At 68.0% G+C, this 15,457-nt stretch carries 15 protein-coding genes; 10 read left to right on the forward strand and 5 right to left on the reverse strand.

What is annotated here, in order from left to right; translation table 11 throughout:
- Positions 1–99 precede the first annotated feature (99 nt).
- From ORK51_RS03365 to ORK51_RS03375, 3 genes are read left to right on the forward strand one after another with little or no spacing between them, the layout of a single operon-like run.
- Entirely contained in the window at positions 100–675 is a 576-nt protein-coding gene (locus ORK51_RS03365; protein ID WP_261997703.1) for an RNA polymerase sigma factor, read from the forward strand.
- Positions 672–1,007 carry a hypothetical protein gene (locus ORK51_RS03370; protein WP_421116534.1) on the forward strand — a complete coding sequence of 112 codons (336 nt, stop codon included), beginning with the start codon at positions 672–674 and terminating at the stop codon, positions 1,005–1,007. The genes ORK51_RS03365 and ORK51_RS03370 overlap by 4 nt, the downstream gene beginning before the upstream one ends.
- Complete coding sequence (locus ORK51_RS03375; protein ID WP_019182399.1) at positions 1,007–1,435, forward strand: DUF3106 domain-containing protein; 429 nt, start codon at positions 1,007–1,009, stop codon at positions 1,433–1,435. The genes ORK51_RS03370 and ORK51_RS03375 overlap by 1 nt, the downstream gene beginning before the upstream one ends.
- Before the next feature lie 73 nt (positions 1,436–1,508).
- Here the strand turns inward: ORK51_RS03375 and ORK51_RS03380 are convergent, their stop codons facing one another.
- Both ORK51_RS03380 and pacR read right to left on the reverse strand, forming a co-directional pair.
- Positions 1,509–2,591, reverse strand: coding sequence for an NAD(P) transhydrogenase subunit alpha (locus ORK51_RS03380; RefSeq protein ID WP_266084024.1), 1,083 nt, complete (start codon positions 2,589–2,591; stop codon positions 1,509–1,511).
- Between the two features lie 72 nt (positions 2,592–2,663).
- Positions 2,664–4,985: a PacR family protein gene (pacR, locus tag ORK51_RS03385; RefSeq protein WP_266084026.1), complete on the reverse strand. Its 2,322-nt coding sequence runs from the start codon at positions 4,983–4,985 to the stop codon at positions 2,664–2,666.
- A 331-nt stretch (positions 4,986–5,316) separates the two neighbouring features.
- Between pacR and ORK51_RS03390 the strand changes: the two genes are divergently transcribed.
- Genes ORK51_RS03390 through ORK51_RS03405 form a run of 4 tightly spaced genes read left to right on the forward strand, consistent with a single transcriptional unit; the run spans position 5,317 to position 8,209 of the window.
- Positions 5,317–5,892 carry a nitroreductase family protein gene (locus ORK51_RS03390; RefSeq protein ID WP_266084027.1) on the forward strand — a complete coding sequence of 192 codons (576 nt, stop codon included), beginning with the start codon at positions 5,317–5,319 and terminating at the stop codon, positions 5,890–5,892.
- 1 nt (position 5,893) lies between these two features.
- Complete coding sequence (locus ORK51_RS03395) at positions 5,894–6,859, forward strand: 5'-3' exonuclease (protein ID WP_429000606.1); 966 nt, start codon at positions 5,894–5,896, stop codon at positions 6,857–6,859.
- Positions 6,856–7,407, forward strand: coding sequence for an NUDIX hydrolase (locus tag ORK51_RS03400; RefSeq protein WP_019182404.1), 552 nt, complete (start codon positions 6,856–6,858; stop codon positions 7,405–7,407). Before ORK51_RS03395 ends, ORK51_RS03400 begins: the two co-directional genes overlap by 4 nt.
- Complete coding sequence (locus ORK51_RS03405; protein ID WP_266084030.1) at positions 7,400–8,209, forward strand: N-formylglutamate amidohydrolase; 810 nt, start codon at positions 7,400–7,402, stop codon at positions 8,207–8,209. Before ORK51_RS03400 ends, ORK51_RS03405 begins: the two co-directional genes overlap by 8 nt.
- A 15-nt stretch (positions 8,210–8,224) precedes the next feature.
- On the opposite strand, the gene ORK51_RS03410 is transcribed toward ORK51_RS03405, so the two are convergent.
- Complete coding sequence (locus tag ORK51_RS03410) at positions 8,225–9,670, reverse strand: MFS transporter (protein ID WP_070426667.1); 1,446 nt, start codon at positions 9,668–9,670, stop codon at positions 8,225–8,227.
- Between the two features lie 110 nt (positions 9,671–9,780).
- Here ORK51_RS03410 and ORK51_RS03415 point away from each other — a divergent pair, with 110 nt between their 5' ends.
- Positions 9,781–10,668 (forward strand): LysR family transcriptional regulator, encoded by an 888-nt coding sequence (locus ORK51_RS03415; protein ID WP_046271989.1) that lies wholly within the window; start codon positions 9,781–9,783, stop codon positions 10,666–10,668.
- Between the two features lie 137 nt (positions 10,669–10,805).
- Here the strand turns inward: ORK51_RS03415 and pip are convergent, their stop codons facing one another.
- Both pip and prmC read right to left on the reverse strand, forming a co-directional pair.
- A complete protein-coding gene (pip, locus tag ORK51_RS03420) occupies positions 10,806–11,750 on the reverse strand; it encodes a prolyl aminopeptidase (RefSeq protein WP_266084035.1) in 945 nt (314 codons plus the stop codon).
- A 102-nt stretch (positions 11,751–11,852) separates the two neighbouring features.
- A complete protein-coding gene (gene prmC, locus ORK51_RS03425) occupies positions 11,853–12,701 on the reverse strand; it encodes a peptide chain release factor N(5)-glutamine methyltransferase (protein WP_266084037.1) in 849 nt (282 codons plus the stop codon).
- A 428-nt stretch (positions 12,702–13,129) separates the two neighbouring features.
- On the opposite strand from prmC, the gene ahpC reads away from it, so the two are divergent.
- Positions 13,130–13,693 (forward strand): alkyl hydroperoxide reductase subunit C, encoded by a 564-nt coding sequence (gene ahpC, locus ORK51_RS03430; RefSeq protein ID WP_019182410.1) that lies wholly within the window; start codon positions 13,130–13,132, stop codon positions 13,691–13,693.
- A gap of 151 nt (positions 13,694–13,844) precedes the next feature.
- The gene (gene ahpF, locus ORK51_RS03435; protein ID WP_266084040.1) at positions 13,845–15,437 is read left to right on the forward strand and encodes an alkyl hydroperoxide reductase subunit F; all 1,593 of its coding nucleotides are present in this window, start codon (positions 13,845–13,847) and stop codon (positions 15,435–15,437) included.
- The last annotated feature ends 20 nt before the right edge of the window (positions 15,438–15,457 follow it).

A 15,457-nucleotide genomic window follows, 5' to 3' on the forward strand; every position in this document is an offset into this window, starting at 1 on the left:
CCCTGCATCATAACCATGCGCTGAACCAATCGGGCAGGCCGGTCAACCACGCCCGCCCCGGGGCGTTCTCACGGTATCCCCCTGCCGGAACGCTACCCTGTGCTGGTGAGCTCTCCCCTACCGTCGACGGATGCCGACCTGCCCGCCACGCCCGAGGTGGCGCTGCCGGTGTCGCTGGACGCCTTCCTGGCTGGCATCGGCCCGCGCGCGTTCCGCTTCGCCGAAGCGGGCCTGCGCCAGCGCGAGGACGCGCTGGATGCGGTGCAGGACAGCATGTTGAAGATGCTCGGCTATCGCGACAAACCCGCCGCCGAATGGGCGCCGTTGTTCTGGAGCATCCTGCGCCGCCGCGTGGTCGACCTGCAGCGCCGCCGTGGCTTCCGCCTGAAGTTCTGGCGCAGCAGCGACGAGGCCGGCGGCGACCACGATATCGACTGGGCCGACAGCGCCCCCGGTCCGGCCCAGGCCCATGAGCAGCGCGACCAGTACGCGCAACTGGTGCAGGCGCTGCGGGAGCTGCCCGCGCGCCAGCGTGAGGCCTTCACCCTGCGCGTGCTGCAGGACCTGGATGGCGCCACCACGGCCAAGGCCATGGGCTGCAGCGAAGGCGCGGTCAAAACCCATCTTTCGCGCGCCCGCCAGGCGCTGCAGCAGTCTCTGGAGATCGCCCTGTGAACCGCCCCCTGCCCCCTTCGATGCCTGACGATGCCGCCCTGCGGCAGCTGCATGCGCAGGCGCTGGATACGCTCTCGCCGACCACGCTGGCGCGGCTGCGCAGCGCGCGCCATGCGGCCTCACCGGCCAAGCGGCATGCGCCGTCGTGGTGGATGGCGACGGCCTGTTCGGCGGTGGTCGCCCTCGCCTTGGGCTACAGTTTCCTCCTGGGCGAATCGAGCGCCCCGCCGGCACCGGTGATGGCGAGCGCCACCGATGACAGCAGCGATGTCCTCGACGAGAATCCCGATCTGTATTTGTGGCTGGGCGGCACCGACCTGGCAATGGAGTGATGATGAAACTGCGACTGTCCCTGGGGCTGGTATGGCTGACCTTGAGTGCGGCGGGCTGGGCGCAGACCGCCCCGCTGCCGGACTGGGACGCGCTCAGCCCGCAGCAGCGCGAGGCGTTGATCGCGCCCGTGCGTGACCGCTGGAACGACGCGCCTGCCCCGCAGCGCGAGCGCATGCTGCAGCACGGCCAGCGCTGGCTGACCATGACCCCGGAGCAGCGCGCGCAGGCGCACCGCGGCCGCCACCGTTTCGAGAACATGACGCCGGAGCAGCGCGAGCAGGCGCGCGCATTGTTCGGTCAGATGCGCAGCATGAGCCCGGCGCAACGGCAGGAGCTGCGCGACCGCTGGGCGCGGATGACGCCGGACGAACGCAAGGCGTGGCTGAAGGCCAACCCCGCCCCTGCTGCGCCGCCGTCCAAGCGCTGAAGCGCCGAAGCACTGAAGCAACGACCAACAACGGGGACGGGGGTAGTTATCAACTATCCCCGTCCCCGTTTTTTCAGGCGGCGACCCAGCGGGTTTTCGCGAGCAGTTCGTCGTCCCAGTCGAAGGTGACGGCGCCGTCTTTCAGGAACAGCGCGACGAAGTTGTAGACGTTGCGGGCGTACATCTCGCTGGCATGCACCGCGCCCTGGCTGGCCAGGTTGAGCGGGCCGTCGATGAGCACGCCGTCCAGGTCCACCACCTCGCCCGGTTGGGTGGCTTCGCAGTTGCCGCCGGTTTCCGCGGCCAGATCGACGATCACGCTGCCTGGTTTCATGCCACGCGCCATCGCGGTGCTGACGATTTTCGGCGCGGGCCGGCCGGGCACGGCGGCGGTACAGATCACCACGTCCACCGTGCGCAGGTGCTCGCCCAGGCGGCGCTGCTGCTCGGCACGTTCCTCATCGGTCAGCGGCCGCGCGTAACCACCTTCGCCGACCGCGCTCACACCCAGGTCAAGGAATTTGCCGCCCAGCGATTCGATCTGCTCGCGGGTTTCCGGACGCACATCGAAACCTTCCACCTGCGCGCCGAGACGGCGGGCGGTCGCGATGGCCTGCAGGCCGGCCACGCCGGCGCCGACCACCAGTACCTTCGAGGGGCGGATCGTGCCCGCAGCGGTGGTCAGCATCGGGAAGAAGCGCGGCGCGCGCTGCGCCGCGATGAGGGTGGCTTTGTAGCCCGCCATGCCGGCCTGCGAACTGAGCACGTCCATGGACTGGGCCCGCGTGGTACGCGGCAAGCGCTCCAGCGGAAACGCCTGCAGGCCGCGCGACTGGATCAGCCCGGCGCGCTCGGCATCGGCCTGCGGATGCAGCATCCCGATCAGGCTGGCGCCCGGTTTCAACCGGGCAAGGCGGTCATTGGCGGGAGGCTGCACGCACAGCACGATGTCGGCCTGGGCCAGGCGGGTGTCATCGGCGGGCTGCGCGCCCACCTCCTGATACAGCGCATCGGGGAAGCCGGCCGCCAACCCGGCACCCGGTTCGAATGACACGCCTGCGCCGAGCGCGATCAGCTTGCGCGCCGTTTCCGGCGTCATCGCCACGCGCCGTTCCCCCGGCGCGTGCTCCTTTACCACCAACACCTCGACAGCCATGCCTGTCCCCGACGATCAGCGGATTGTGGGCTGATCGTAACCTGATCGTCAGGCCAAGGTGGCCCTCCGGGCTCAATGCACGGTGGCGTTCCTGGTATCCAGCCGATCGATCACGCCCTGCATGGCACTGTCGAAGGCGCCATCGTCGATATGCGCCCGCAGGCGACCCAAGCGCACCATCACGGCAAGTTCTTCCGGCGAGGCCACGCAGAAGCGCACCCCGCGCCGGTTGACGAACAGCAGGCGCTGGGAAATCGGGCTCACCCAGGACAGCTTGCCGGCCTGGACCTTGCCGTCCTTGTCGACGAAATCCAGCCAGCTGCCGATCTCCAGGCCGCGGAAGCGGTCGGCATCGGCATTGTCGAAATCGCTGACATCCACCTTGCTGCCCAGCTCCACCGATGGCGATTCCTGGGCCGGTGGCGAGGGCAGCGCGACCTGCGGCAGTTCGGGCAGCGCGCGCTCAAGCTCCGGGCGCGATTCGGCGATGCCCTGCAGGGTGTCGTGCAGCGCGTCGATGGCACTGGTGGCTGCATCGGCGTGCACCCCCACGCTGGCGAACACCTTGCGCAGCGCGGGATGCCAGGCCTGCAGCCACGGCTTGCCGACGATATGGCGGCGGGCCTCGGCCACTTCCTCCAGCATGCCATCGGCCAGGCTCAGCGCCTCACCGACCGACGCCCCGTCTTCGCCTTCGCGCAGCACGGTCAGGGTCAGGTGGTGCTGCCAGGGCTGGCGCAGGAACTCGCCGATGGCCTGCGGCAACGTGGTATCGCCAATACGGCGGTCCAGTTCGGTAGTGGCGCGCTGGCGCGCCATCTCCAGCTTTTCCTGGCCGCGCTGGGTCTCGGCGGCCCGGCGCTCGGCGATCTCGATCCGGCGACGATGCTGGGTCAGGAACTCGCGGAATTCTTCTTCCAGGGTCAGGAAGATCGCCAGGTTCTCATTGAACTCGGCCACCAGCCGCTCGATGATTTCTTCGACCTTGCCCATCAGCACGCGCTCGGCCTGGCTCTCGCCGGTATTGCCCTCGCAGGCTTCGGCCAGCGAGTTGAGCAGCTTGCGCGCCGGGTGGGTCTTCTGCACGAACATGCGGCGATCGAGCATGGCGACCTTGACGAAGGGCACCACCAGACGGCCGATCAGCTCGCGCGAGCGGCCTTCCAGGTCGCGCTCGTCGAGCATTACATCGAACAGCATGCCGACCAGATCGATCGCGTCCTCGTCCTGCGGGTCCAGCCGGGCCTGCGCGGGGTCGACCCCCAGCCGGGTCGCACCGGACAGCACTTCACTTTTCAGGCGCTGCGCCAGCGATTCGCCGTCTTCGCCGATCGCCGCACGCAGGGTCGCGCTCGGCGTGGCCTGCAGCAGCGACAGCACCGACATCATCTCGCGCTGGCTCAACGGGCGCTGCTGGCCCACCGCGACGCTGGCCGCCGAGGTGGCGTCCTCGCGCACATGGCGGGTCTGCTGCAGCAGTTCGTGCAGGGCATCAAGCAGCATGCCCTGGTTGCCGCCGAGGCTGTCACCGCCCTCACCCGGCCCTTCGTACCCGCCCTGTCCGCCGCCCTGGAGGCGGCCCCGGCTCTCGGCCCAGCGGTCGGCGAAGCGACGCGCCCAGGCCGGTGCCTGGCTTTCGTCGCCCGCCGATCCCATCCCGGCCTCGGCCTGGAACCCATCCAATGCATCGCGCTCGTCGCGCGGCGGCGGCGAGGGTGCACGCGGCGCCGGCCGGCGCGCGGCCATCTGCGGCATCACGCCCGCAGCGGCCAGTTGTTCATCCAGGTACTCGTAACGCTTGCCGATCGGCTGATGCAGATCGCGCTCGCACAGCTTGATCAACACCAGGCGCACTTCCGGGGCCAGTTCACAGTCGGCGAAGGCCTCATGGATGGCAACGCCCAGATGCTCGGGGCTGATCGGGTTGGTATCGGCCTGCAGCTCCAGCGCGCCGGCGATCAGGCCGAGGCGGCGGTCCAGCCGCGACAGCACCGGCTTGAAGTCACGCAGCAGCACGGTGGCGAAGTTGCGCACCGCCAAGCGGGATTCCAGGACATGCTCGGGCACCAGGCTCAGCCCGTCCTCGACCTGCCCGGCCAGGGTGGCCTCGGCCGACAGCGGTTCACCCCGCTCCAGCGCTTCCCAGGCCTGGGCCAGGTGGGTGCTGAAGCCGGCCACGATGTCGTCCCGGCGGCGGCGCAGCTCGCGCATGCCATCCAGGAACAGCAACTGCGAGGCGCCGGCGTCACCGGCACGGTCGAACAACACATCGTCAAAGCGCGCCAGCACCGTCGAGAACGACTCGACCAGCCCTGGCAGCACGGCCTCGCGGGCCATCTTCAACAACGCCGGGTCACGGCCCGGGTGCCCCCCTACATTGGGCGTGGCGATCATGCGAAAAGGCTCCCCACCCTCGCAGGCACTGAGTACAACATGGATACAACGAACGCCGGCGCACCCCATGCGCCCACGCTCGGATGGTAGGCCGGCCGACCGATCAAAGACAGTGAAGCAGTCGACACTTTAAACCTCATCACCGGTGGCCCGGCAGGCTTTGTATCGTAAGCGCAGCAGGCCGTGGAAGCGAGTACAGCCACGTGAAGGAAGTCCGCTGATTAGGTGATGTTCATCACGTTTTGTCGCAAATTGCACCGAGATCGTCCGAGGCCGTGTCACAAACGGTCGCGACTATAATCGGGGCATCGTTAAGTCTGATTGAGAACCCATGTCCGTCCCCTCCGCCCTGCACGCCCTGGATGCACGCCGTTCGGTCCCCGCCAAGCAACTGGGTGAACCCGGCCCCGACCCGGCCACCGTGCTGCGGATGCTGACCTCGGCCGTGCGGGTACCCGACCACGGCAAGCTGGTGCCTTACCGCTTCCTGCGGATCGCCAGCGATGCGCGTCACAGTCTGGGTGCGTTCCTGGCCGAGCGCGCCGTCCAGCGCGACCCCCAGGTCTCGCCGGCCCAGCTGGACAAGGATCGCCAGCGTTTCTCCCATGCCCCGCTGATCATCACCGTCATCGCCAGCCCGCGCCCGAGCGCCAAGGTGCCCGAGGCAGAGCAGCTGATGACCGCCGGCTGCGTCTGCTTTGCCTTGCTGCAGGCCGCCCAGGCGCTGGGCTTCGGGGCGCAGTGGCTGACCGCGTGGATGGCGTTCGACCCGGCCGTGCATGCCCGCCTGGGCCTGGCCGAGGGCGAGCAGATCGCCGGCTTCATCCATATCGGCACCCCGAAAACCGAGGTACCCGAGCGTGAGCGTCCGGACCCGGCCGCGCTGCTGCAGGACTGGGAGGGCTGAGATGTCCGCCCTTCCCGCCGGCCCGGGCATGCCCCCGCCGCCGCTGCGTGCGCCGCTGTATCTGGTCGATGCCAGCCTGTATGTGTTCCGCGCGTGGCACTCGATGCCCGACGAATTCCAGGACCAGCAGGGCTGGCCGACCAATGCCGTGCACGGCTTCGCGCGCTTCCTGCTCGACCTGCTCGAACGCGAGCGCCCGGCCAACATCGCCATCGCCTTCGATGAAGCGTTGGACAGCTGTTTCCGCCATCGGATCTACGCTGCCTACAAGGCCAACCGCGATCCCGCGCCCGATGCGCTGCGCCGCCAGTTCGCGCACTGCAAGGCGCTGTGCACCGCGCTGGGCCTGGCGGTGCTGGCCCACCACGAGTACGAGGCCGATGACCTGATCGGCAGCGCCCTGCACGCACGCCGCGACGCCGGCATGCGCGGGGTGATCATCTCCGCCGACAAGGATCTTTCGCAGCTGCTGTTCGAGCATGACGAACAGTGGGACTACGCACGCAACCAGCGCTGGGGCATGGCCGGGGTCAAGGCGCGCCACGGCGTGCATGCGCACCAGATCGCCGACTACCTGGCGCTGTGCGGCGATGCGGTCGACAACATCCCCGGCGTGACCGGCGTGGGTGCCAAGTCCGCCGCCGTGCTGCTGGCCCACTTCGGCAGCCTGGACGTGCTGTATGAGCGCCTGGATGAAGTGCCGTTCCTGCGCCTGCGCGGTGCCGCGCAGATGGCCGTACGCCTGCGCGAACAACGCGAGCATGCGCTGCTGTGGCGTCAGCTGACCACCATCGCGCTGGATGCGCCGCTGGCGGGCGCCGCTGCCGATTTCAGCCGGGGCGTGGCCGATGCACAGATGCTGCAGGGCCTGTGCGATGCGCTGCGTTTCGGCCCGTTGACCCGGCGCCGCCTGTTCGCCGCCGCCGGCCTGTCCGATTCCTCTTCCGTTGCCAGCGAGTTCGCATGAGCCCCGATACGCAAGCCCCCAAGGTCGTTTTTGAAGGCAAATACCAGCGCATGGTCGTGCGCGGCACGTGGGAGTACAGCGAGCGTACCCACGCCGGTGGCCTGGCCGCGATCATCATTGCGGTCACCCCCGAAGATACCGTGCTGTTCGTCGAGCAGTTCCGCATACCGCTGCAGGCCAGGACCATCGAGATGCCCGCCGGCCTGGTCGGCGACATCGATGCCGGTGAATCCATCGAGGTCTCGGCGGTGCGCGAGCTGGAGGAAGAAACCGGCTGGACCGCCGACCACGCTGAAGTGCTGATGATCGGCCCGACCTCCTCCGGTGCCAGCAGCGAGAAGATCGCCTTCGTGCGTGCCACCGGCCTGCGCAAGGTCGGTGAAGGCGGCGGCGATGCCAGCGAAGACATCACCGTGCACGAGATTCCCCGCGCCCGCGCCGCGGCGTGGCTGGTCGAAAAGATGGGCCAGGGCTACGAGCTGGATGCCAAGCTGTGGGCCGGGCTGTGGATGATCGAACACCACCTGGACGGGACCCCGCGTGGCTGATTCGCTGTTCCATCCACAGACCGGCGCATCACTGCTCGGGCCGGCCGACCCGGCGCCGTTCACCGTGCATCAGGCGCAGGGCCGTTCGTCCTTCGTGCTGATCGCCGACCACGCCGGCCAGCAGGTGCCGGCCGCATTGGACGATCTCGGCCTGCCGCAGGCCGAGCTGGACCGCCACATCGGCTGGGACATCGGCATCGCCGGGGTCACCGTGGAACTGGCACGGCTGCTGGATGCCTGGGCGATCACGCAGACATATTCGCGGCTGGTGATCGACTGCAACCGGCCGTTGGCTTCGCCCACGCTGATGCCGGCGGTCAGTGACCTTACCGTCGTTCCCGGCAATCAGCGCCTGACAGCGGCGCAGCGACAGCAGCGCATCGACGCGATCCACGCGCCCTACCATGCGCGCATCGATGCCGAGCTCGATACCCGCCAAGCGCAGGCCCGGCCGACGGTGCTGGTGATGATGCACAGCTTCACCCCGGTGATGAATGACGCTGCGCGGCCTTGGCATGCCGGGGTGCTGTACCACCGCGACACGCGATTCGCGCTTCCCCTGCTGCAGGCGCTGCGCGATGAAGGCGACCTGGTGGTGGGCGACAACCAGCCCTACGCCGTCAGCAGCACCAGCGACTACGCCGTGCCGGTGCATGGCGAAGGCCGCGGGCTGGTGCACGTGGAGCTGGAGATCCGCCAGGACCTGATTGCCGATGCCGCTGGCCAGCAGGCGTGGGCACAGCGCCTGGCGCGGATCTTCACCGCCCTGCAGCCGCAACTGGACGCACTGCCGCCTGCGTAAGGCTTGGTGATCGATTCAGCCTTCGCCCGCGCACACCGGCGTGGGCGCTGCACGGTCCTGCTGTGGCCGCAGCCACAGCGCCACGCCCACGCCCAGCAACGCGAACAGTGCCGCACCGTACTGCGCGTGGATCATGCCCTGCAGGGCCGCGTCGCTGCTGGCACCGGCGCTGCCACGACCGGCATTGGCCACCATCACCAGCAGCGCCAGGCCCAGCGCACCGCCGATCTGCTGCGCGGTGGCGGCCATGCCCGAGGCCACGCCCTGCTGCGCGGCCGGCACGCCCTGCCCGGCCACGATCCACATCGAGGTCCAGGTGATGCCCTGCCCGAGGCTGAGCACCACGATGCCCGGCAGCAGCGCCCAGTAGGTCGCGCCATACGGCAACGCAACGGCGACCGCAGCGATGCCGATCGCACCGGCCAGCATGCCCACCGCCAGCACCTGGCGCGGCGAACGCTGCGCGAGCATGCGCTCGGCGATGCGGATGCCGAAGGTGCACACCAGGGTGGGTGGCAGAAACGCCAGGCCAGCCTGCAGCGCACTCCAGCCGTAGCCATCCTGGTAATACAGCGCCAGGAAGTAGTACTGCACGCCGTAGCTGCTCATGAACAGCATGGTCAGCAGCATCGCCGCACGCAGGCTGCGCAGGCGCAGCAGCGAGAACTGCATCAGCGGGTCGCGGCTGCGGCGTTCGATCTGCACGAAGGCGGCCAGCATCACCGCCGATACCACCAGACAGATCAGCGTGCGCGGTGCCAGCCAGCCCCACTCCGGGCCCTGCACCAGCGTGGTCACCAGCAGGCTGCCGCCGAGGGTCACCGTGACACAGCCGGCCAGATCGAACGAGCGGCCCGCCAGCGGCGCGGGATCGCGCGGCAGCCACCAGCCGCCCAGCAGCGCGCAGCCACCGGCGAAGGGGACGATCACCAGCAGTACCGAGGCCCACCCGAAGCTCTGGGTGAGCACGCCACCGAGCAGGGTGCCCAAGGCCAGGCCGCCGGCGCTGGCCATCGACCAGATCGCCAGCGCGCGGTTGCGCGGCGCGCCTTCGGCATAGATCGTGTTGATCAGCGCCAGCGTGGCCGGGAACAGCAGCGCCGCGCCGATGCCCTGCACCGCGCGGGCGGCAATCAGCAGCCACGCACTGCTGCTGAACCCACCCACCAGCGAGGCCAGCGCGAACAGCGCCATGCCGAGCCGATAGATACGGCGTCGGCCCAGCAGATCGGCCGCGCGGCCGCCAAGCAGCAGGCAGCCGCCGAAGGCCACCGTATAACCACTGACGATCCACTGCAGCTGCTGGGCATTGATCTGCAGCTGCGTGCCCATCTCGTGCAGGGCGACGAAGATGATCGTGGAATCCAGCGCGATGATCAGCTGGGCCATCGCCAGCAAAGCCAGGGCGAGGCGTGGAAATGCGGGCGCCGGCGCGCCAGCGGGAGACAGGGGGGAGGTCATGCCGACTCGGTACTGCGTAAGAAGGTGGGCAGTCTCATTGATGACGCTTCATAAATAAACCCGGATACTTCGATATCTGTCATGCATATCCGCATGAATCGGAGGACGTCATGGATCTCAACGCCGTGCGCATGCTGGTGCAGGTGGCGGAGGCGCGCAGTTTCACCCTCGCCGCCGGTCAGCTGGGGATCAGTCAATCCGGGTTGTCGCGCGCGATCGGACGGCTGGAGAGCGCGCTTGGCGTGCGCCTGCTTCACCGCAACACCCGCAACGTCAGCCTGACCCCGGATGGCCGCCAGTTCGTCGAGCACTGCGCGCCGCTGCTGAGCGGGCTGGAGGATGCCGAGCGTCGGCTGGGTGATCGCCCCTCCACGCCGTCGGGCGTGCTGAAGCTGACGGCGCCGTCGATGTTCGGGCGCAAGGTGCTGGTGCCGCTGGCCGGGCAGTTGATGGCGGCACACCCGCAACTGCAGTTCGAGCTGGTGCTCAACGACCGGCTGGTCGATCTGGTCGAGGAAGGCTTCGACGCCGCATTGCGCACCGGGCCGATCAGCGATGTGCGCATGGTGGCGCGCCCCCTGCGGCCGTTGAACTGGGTCACCGTCGCCTCCCCCGCCTACCTCGCGCAGCACGGTGAACCGGCCACCGTGGATGCGCTGCACGATCACGCCTGCCTGGCGGTGCGCAATCTGCGCAGCGGGCGGCTGGTGGATTGGCAGTTCCGCGAGGCCGAGGGCCAGCTGCGCGAGTTCACCCCGCCGGCGCGGATGGTGTTCGACAGCGGCGACCCGCTGGTCGAGGGCGCACTGGCCGGGATCGGCATCGTGCAGGTGATGGATTTCGCGGTGGCCGATGCACTCGCAGACGGCCGGCTGCAGCGGGTGCTGCAACCCTTCGAAGGCCGCAGCCGGGTGCTGTCGCTGGTCTACCCGCCCTCGCGGCAGGCCTCACCGAAGCTGCAGGTGTTGGCGGAGGCGTTGTTGGGTGGTGATTGGTAGCGGCCGCATCACGACCAACGGTCGTGATCCACCGCATGGTGCACGGGGCGATGGCGATCACGACCAACGGTCGTGATCCACCGCGCGACGTCTGGGGGTGACCCGGCAGGTGCCGACCGTTGGTCGGCACGTCTCCATCAACCCGCGAAGCGATCGGTCGCACGCACCAGCGCGTCGACATTCTCCGCTTCGAACGCGGAGTGACCCGAGGCCGGGCTGATCTCCAGCGTCGATTTCGGCCACGCCTTGTGCAGTTCCCACGCGCTCTGCAGCGGGCAGACCACGTCGTAGCGGCCGTGCACGATCACGCCCGGAATGTCGGCGATGCGGTGCGCGTCGCGCAGCAGCTGGTCTTCCACCTCGAAGAAACCGCCGTTGACGAAGTAGTGGTTCTCGATGCGGGCGAAGGCCAGCGCGAACTGCGGGTCCTGGTGGCTGTTCACGAAGTCGTCGTCCACGTGCAGGAAGCTGGTTGCCCCTTCCCATACGCTCCACGCCTTGGCCGCCGCCAGGCGGGTGGCCTCGTCATCGCTGGTCAGGCGGCGATGGAAGGCCGAGATCAGGTCGTGGCGCTCCACCGCCGGGATGGGCTTGAGGTAATGCTCCCACGCATCCGGGAACAGGCGGTTGGCGCCTTCCTGGTAGAACCATTCCAGCTCCCAGCGGCGCAGCATGAAGATGCCGCGCAGGACCAGTTCGGTCACGCGCTGCGGGTGGGTCTGCGCGTAGGCCAGTGCCAGGGTCGAGCCCCAACTGCCGCCGAACACCTGCCAGCGATCCACCTTGAGGTGCTCGCGCAGCGTCTCGATGTCGGCCACCAGGTCCCAGGTGGTGTTGTCGACCAGGTCCGCATGCGGCGTGGAACGGCCGGCACCGCGCTGGTCGAACAGGATGATCCGGTACTTGGCCGGGTCGTGGAACTGGCGCATCTTGTCGCTGCAGCCGCCGCCCGGGCCACCGTGCAGCATCACCACCGGCTTGCCATCGGGATTGCCGCACTGCTCGAAATACAGCGTGTGGCGGTCATCGACCTGCAGGGTGCCGACGTCGTAAGGGGTGATGGCGGGATACAGCGTACGCATGACAGGAACTCCATGTGGAATGACAGTCGCCGCATCACGCTGCGCGGCGGCCCGGTGGACAGGTCATTCTAGCCCCGGGGTCGGCGCGGGGCCGGCACGCGGTCAGGCCGCCAGACAGCCCAGGCTCACCCGGTCGCGCTGCTCCAGGTCGCGCTCGGTGGCGACCGACTGGAAACCGGCCTGCTGCAACAACGCGCGGATCGCCTCGCCCTGGTCCCAGCCGTGTTCGATCAGCAGCCAGCCGCCGGGAAGCAGGTGCGCTGCCGCGCCGTCGATGATCAGGCGGATGTCGTCCAGCCCATCGGGGCCGGAGGCCAGCGCGGTGGCCGGTTCGAAACGCAGGTCGCCCTGCGCCAGGTGCGGGTCGTCGCTGGCGATGTACGGCGGGTTGGTGGCGATCAGCTCGACGCGCTCGCCCGCCAGGGGCGCGTACCACGCCCCCTGCCGGAAGCTGACATTGTCCAGTGCGTGGCGCTGCGCGTTGCGTGCTGCCACGGCCAGGGCCGCCTCGCTGAGGTCGGTCGCGATCACCTGCGCCAACGGCCGCTCGCTGGCCAGGGCCAGCGCGATCGCGCCGCTGCCGGTGCCCAGATCCGCGACCCGCAGCGGGGTATCCGCGGGCAACCGCGCCAGCGCCAGCTCGACCAGCAGTTCGGTCTCCGGGCGCGGGATCAGGGTGGCCGGGCTGACCTCCAGGTCCAGGGTCCAGAAGCCGCGGCGGCCCAGCAGGTAGGCCACCGGTTCGCCGGCCAGGCGCTTGGCGAGCAGGGCCTCGAACGCGGCCACCTGCGCGGGCGCGACCGGATCGGTGGCGTGGGTGAACAACCAGCTGCGCTCACGCTCCAGCACCTGCAGCAGCAGCAGTTCGGCGTCGTGCCTGCCCTCCACACCGGGCAGGCGGGTGGCGGCATCGGCGAGCAGCTGGCGGACGTCTGGCGGGGCGGCAGTCATGGCGGATCGGAGCAACGTCGGGGCGCGCAGTGTAGTGCACCGGCAGCGGTCGGCCAGGCGTGCGCCAGGGGCGTTCGGCGGCAGCAACGCGATTGAAGCCACGCATCGCCACTGCATATATAGATTCGTAGCTGCTATCGAATTCCGTGGGAAAACCGGGCGTTCCGGCACTGAGGCGCCCCGCGCCGTTCAGGTTCCCACCGCGGCGCATATGCAGAAGCTATTGAAGCGATCATTCGCCACCGCCCGCTGGTCATTGCGCTGCAACGCTTATGACGGCCATGGCCATCACCATTCATCGCAGGATCAGACCCTTTTGATAGCCTATGACTATCGCATAGATGCAATCAATGGATTGTCCTTATGGGAACGGAGCCGCTAACCTGTGTTGGTCGCTTCACCCACCCCCTTCACCAAGAGGAACAACGATGTCGCTCATCAACACCCAGATCCAGCCGTTCGAAGCCAACGCCTACCAGAACGGCGAGTTCATCAAGGTCTCCGACAGCACCCTGAAGGGTCACTGGTCCGTGCTGATCTTCATGCCGGCCGCGTTCACCTTCAACTGCCCGACCGAGATTGAAGACGCCGCCGACCATTACGCCGAGTTCCAGAAGGCTGGCGCCGAGGTCTACATCGTCACCACCGACACGCATTTCTCGCACAAGGTGTGGCACGAAACCTCGCCGGCCGTCGGCAAGGCCCAGTTCCCGCTGGTCGGCGATCCGACCCACCAGCTGACCCGCGCCTTCGGCGTGCACATCGAAGAAGAAGGCCTGGCCCTGCGCGGCACCTTCATCATCAACCCGGAAGGCGTGATCAAGACCCTGGAGATCCACTCCAACGAGATCGCCCGTGACGTCTCCGAGACCCTGCGCAAGCTGAAGGCTGCCCAGTTCACCGCCGCCAACCCGAACCAGGTGTGCCCGGCCAAGTGGAAGGAAGGCGAGAAGACCCTGACCCCGTCGCTGGACCTGGTCGGCAAGATCTAAGCCGTATCCCATCCCCATCCCCGCCCGCCGGGGATGGGGGTGAACCCAAGCCGGTGCCCCACGCGCCGGTTTCGGTTCACCCCCATGTCGCGCAGATGCACCCGCGGGGTTCGTCGACGCTGTTCCCTTGCCTGAATCAAGGAGTTTTTCGATGTTGGATGCCAACCTCCAGTCCCAGCTGAAGACCTATCTGGAACGTGTCACCCGTCCAATCCAGATCACGGCGCACGTGGATGACGGCGCCAAGTCGCAGGAGATGCTCAAGCTGCTCAACACGCTGACCACGCTGTCGGCGCAGATCAGCCTGGACGTGCGTCGCGACAGCAGCGAGCGCACGCCCTCCTTCGCGCTGACCACGCCCGGCCAGGACATCCATCTGGTGTTCGCGGGCCTGCCGATGGGCCATGAGTTCACCTCGCTGGTGCTGGCCCTGCTGCAGGTCGGCGGCCACCCGTCCAAGGCCACGGCCGAGCTGATCGAGCAGGTGCGCAACCTGGAAGGCGAGTACCGCTTCGAAACCTACTTCTCGCTGTCCTGCCAGAACTGCCCCGACGTGGTGCAGGCATTGAACCTGGCGGCGGTGCTGAACCCGCGCATCCAGCACGTGGCGATCGATGGCGGCCTGTTCCCGGCCGAGGTGGAAGCGCGCCAGATCATGTCCGTGCCGACCGTGTACCTCAACGGCGAAGTGTTCGACCAGGGCCGCATGACGCTGGAACAGATCGTGGCCAAGCTCGATACCGGCGCGGCCAAGCGCGATGCCGAAAAGCTCAGCACCAAGGCACCGTTCGACGTGCTGGTGGTGGGGGGTGGTCCGGCCGGCGCAGCGGCAGCGATCTACGCCGCACGCAAGGGCATCCGCACCGGCGTGGCCGCCGAACGCTTCGGTGGCCAGGTGCTGGACACCATGGCGATCGAGAACTTCATCTCGGTCAAGGAAACCGAAGGTCCGAAGCTGGCCGCCGCGCTGGAACAGCACGTGCGCGAGTACGAGGTGGACATCATGAACCTGCAGCGCGCCACCGCCCTGGTGCCCGCCGGCGATGATGGCCTGGTCGAAATCAAACTGGAAAACGGTGCATCGCTGAAATCGCGTTCGGTGATCCTTTCCACCGGTGCACGCTGGCGCCAGATGAACGTGCCCGGCGAAGATCAGTACCGCAACAAGGGCGTGGCGTACTGCCCGCATTGCGACGGTCCGTTGTTCAAGGGCAAGCGCGTGGCGGTGATCGGTGGCGGCAACTCCGGCGTGGAAGCAGCGATCGATCTGGCGGGCCTTGTGACGCATGTGACCCTTCTGGAATTTGATGACAAACTGCGCGCCGATGAAGTACTGCAGAAGAAGCTTCGCAGCCTGGGCAACGTCACCATCATCACCAGCGCCCTCACCCAGGAAGTGCTGGGCGATGGCCAGAAGGTGACGGGCCTGGTCTACCAGGACCGTGTCGGTGGCGATTCGCACCGGGTGGAACTGGAAGGCATCTTCGTGCAGATCGGTCTTCTGCCCAATACCGAATGGTTGAAGGACACGGTGGCGCTGTCACCGCGTGGCGAGATCCTGATCGACGACCGCGGCCAGACCAGCGTGCCGGGTGTCTTCGCCGCAGGCGATTGCACGACCGTTCCGTACAAGCAGATCGTCATCGCGATGGGCGCCGGTTCCACTGCGGCACTGAGCGCCTTTGATCACCTGATCCGCACCTCCGTTCCCAAGAGCAGCGGCGCTGTCGCCGAAGCTGCCTGAAACGTTTCGGTTCCCGGTTC

Source organism: Stenotrophomonas sp. RIT-551 (genome assembly GCF_026241915.1).
Lineage (GTDB): Bacteria > Pseudomonadota > Gammaproteobacteria > Xanthomonadales > Xanthomonadaceae > Stenotrophomonas > Stenotrophomonas bentonitica_A.

Bases quoted from the DNA above. Each gene is read 5' to 3' on its own strand.
- prmC (WP_266084037.1), bottom strand. From the start codon at position 12,701: ATGACTGCCGCCCCGCCAGACGTCCGCCAGCTGCTCGCCGATGCCGCC.
- ahpF (WP_266084040.1), top strand. From the start codon at position 13,845: ATGTTGGATGCCAACCTCCAGTCCCAGCTGAAGACCTATCTGGAACGT.
- ORK51_RS03400 (WP_019182404.1), top strand. From the start codon at position 6,856: ATGAGCCCCGATACGCAAGCCCCCAAGGTCGTTTTTGAAGGCAAATAC.
- ORK51_RS03380 (WP_266084024.1), bottom strand. From the start codon at position 2,591: ATGGCTGTCGAGGTGTTGGTGGTAAAGGAGCACGCGCCGGGGGAACGG.
- pacR (WP_266084026.1), bottom strand. From the start codon at position 4,985: ATGATCGCCACGCCCAATGTAGGGGGGCACCCGGGCCGTGACCCGGCG.
- ORK51_RS03375 (WP_019182399.1), top strand. From the start codon at position 1,007: ATGATGAAACTGCGACTGTCCCTGGGGCTGGTATGGCTGACCTTGAGT.
- ORK51_RS03410 (WP_070426667.1), bottom strand. From the start codon at position 9,670: ATGACCTCCCCCCTGTCTCCCGCTGGCGCGCCGGCGCCCGCATTTCCA.
- ORK51_RS03390 (WP_266084027.1), top strand. From the start codon at position 5,317: ATGTCCGTCCCCTCCGCCCTGCACGCCCTGGATGCACGCCGTTCGGTC.
- ahpC (WP_019182410.1), top strand. From the start codon at position 13,130: ATGTCGCTCATCAACACCCAGATCCAGCCGTTCGAAGCCAACGCCTAC.
- pip (WP_266084035.1), bottom strand. From the start codon at position 11,750: ATGCGTACGCTGTATCCCGCCATCACCCCTTACGACGTCGGCACCCTG.
- ORK51_RS03415 (WP_046271989.1), top strand. From the start codon at position 9,781: ATGGATCTCAACGCCGTGCGCATGCTGGTGCAGGTGGCGGAGGCGCGC.
- ORK51_RS03395 (WP_429000606.1), top strand. From the start codon at position 5,894: ATGTCCGCCCTTCCCGCCGGCCCGGGCATGCCCCCGCCGCCGCTGCGT.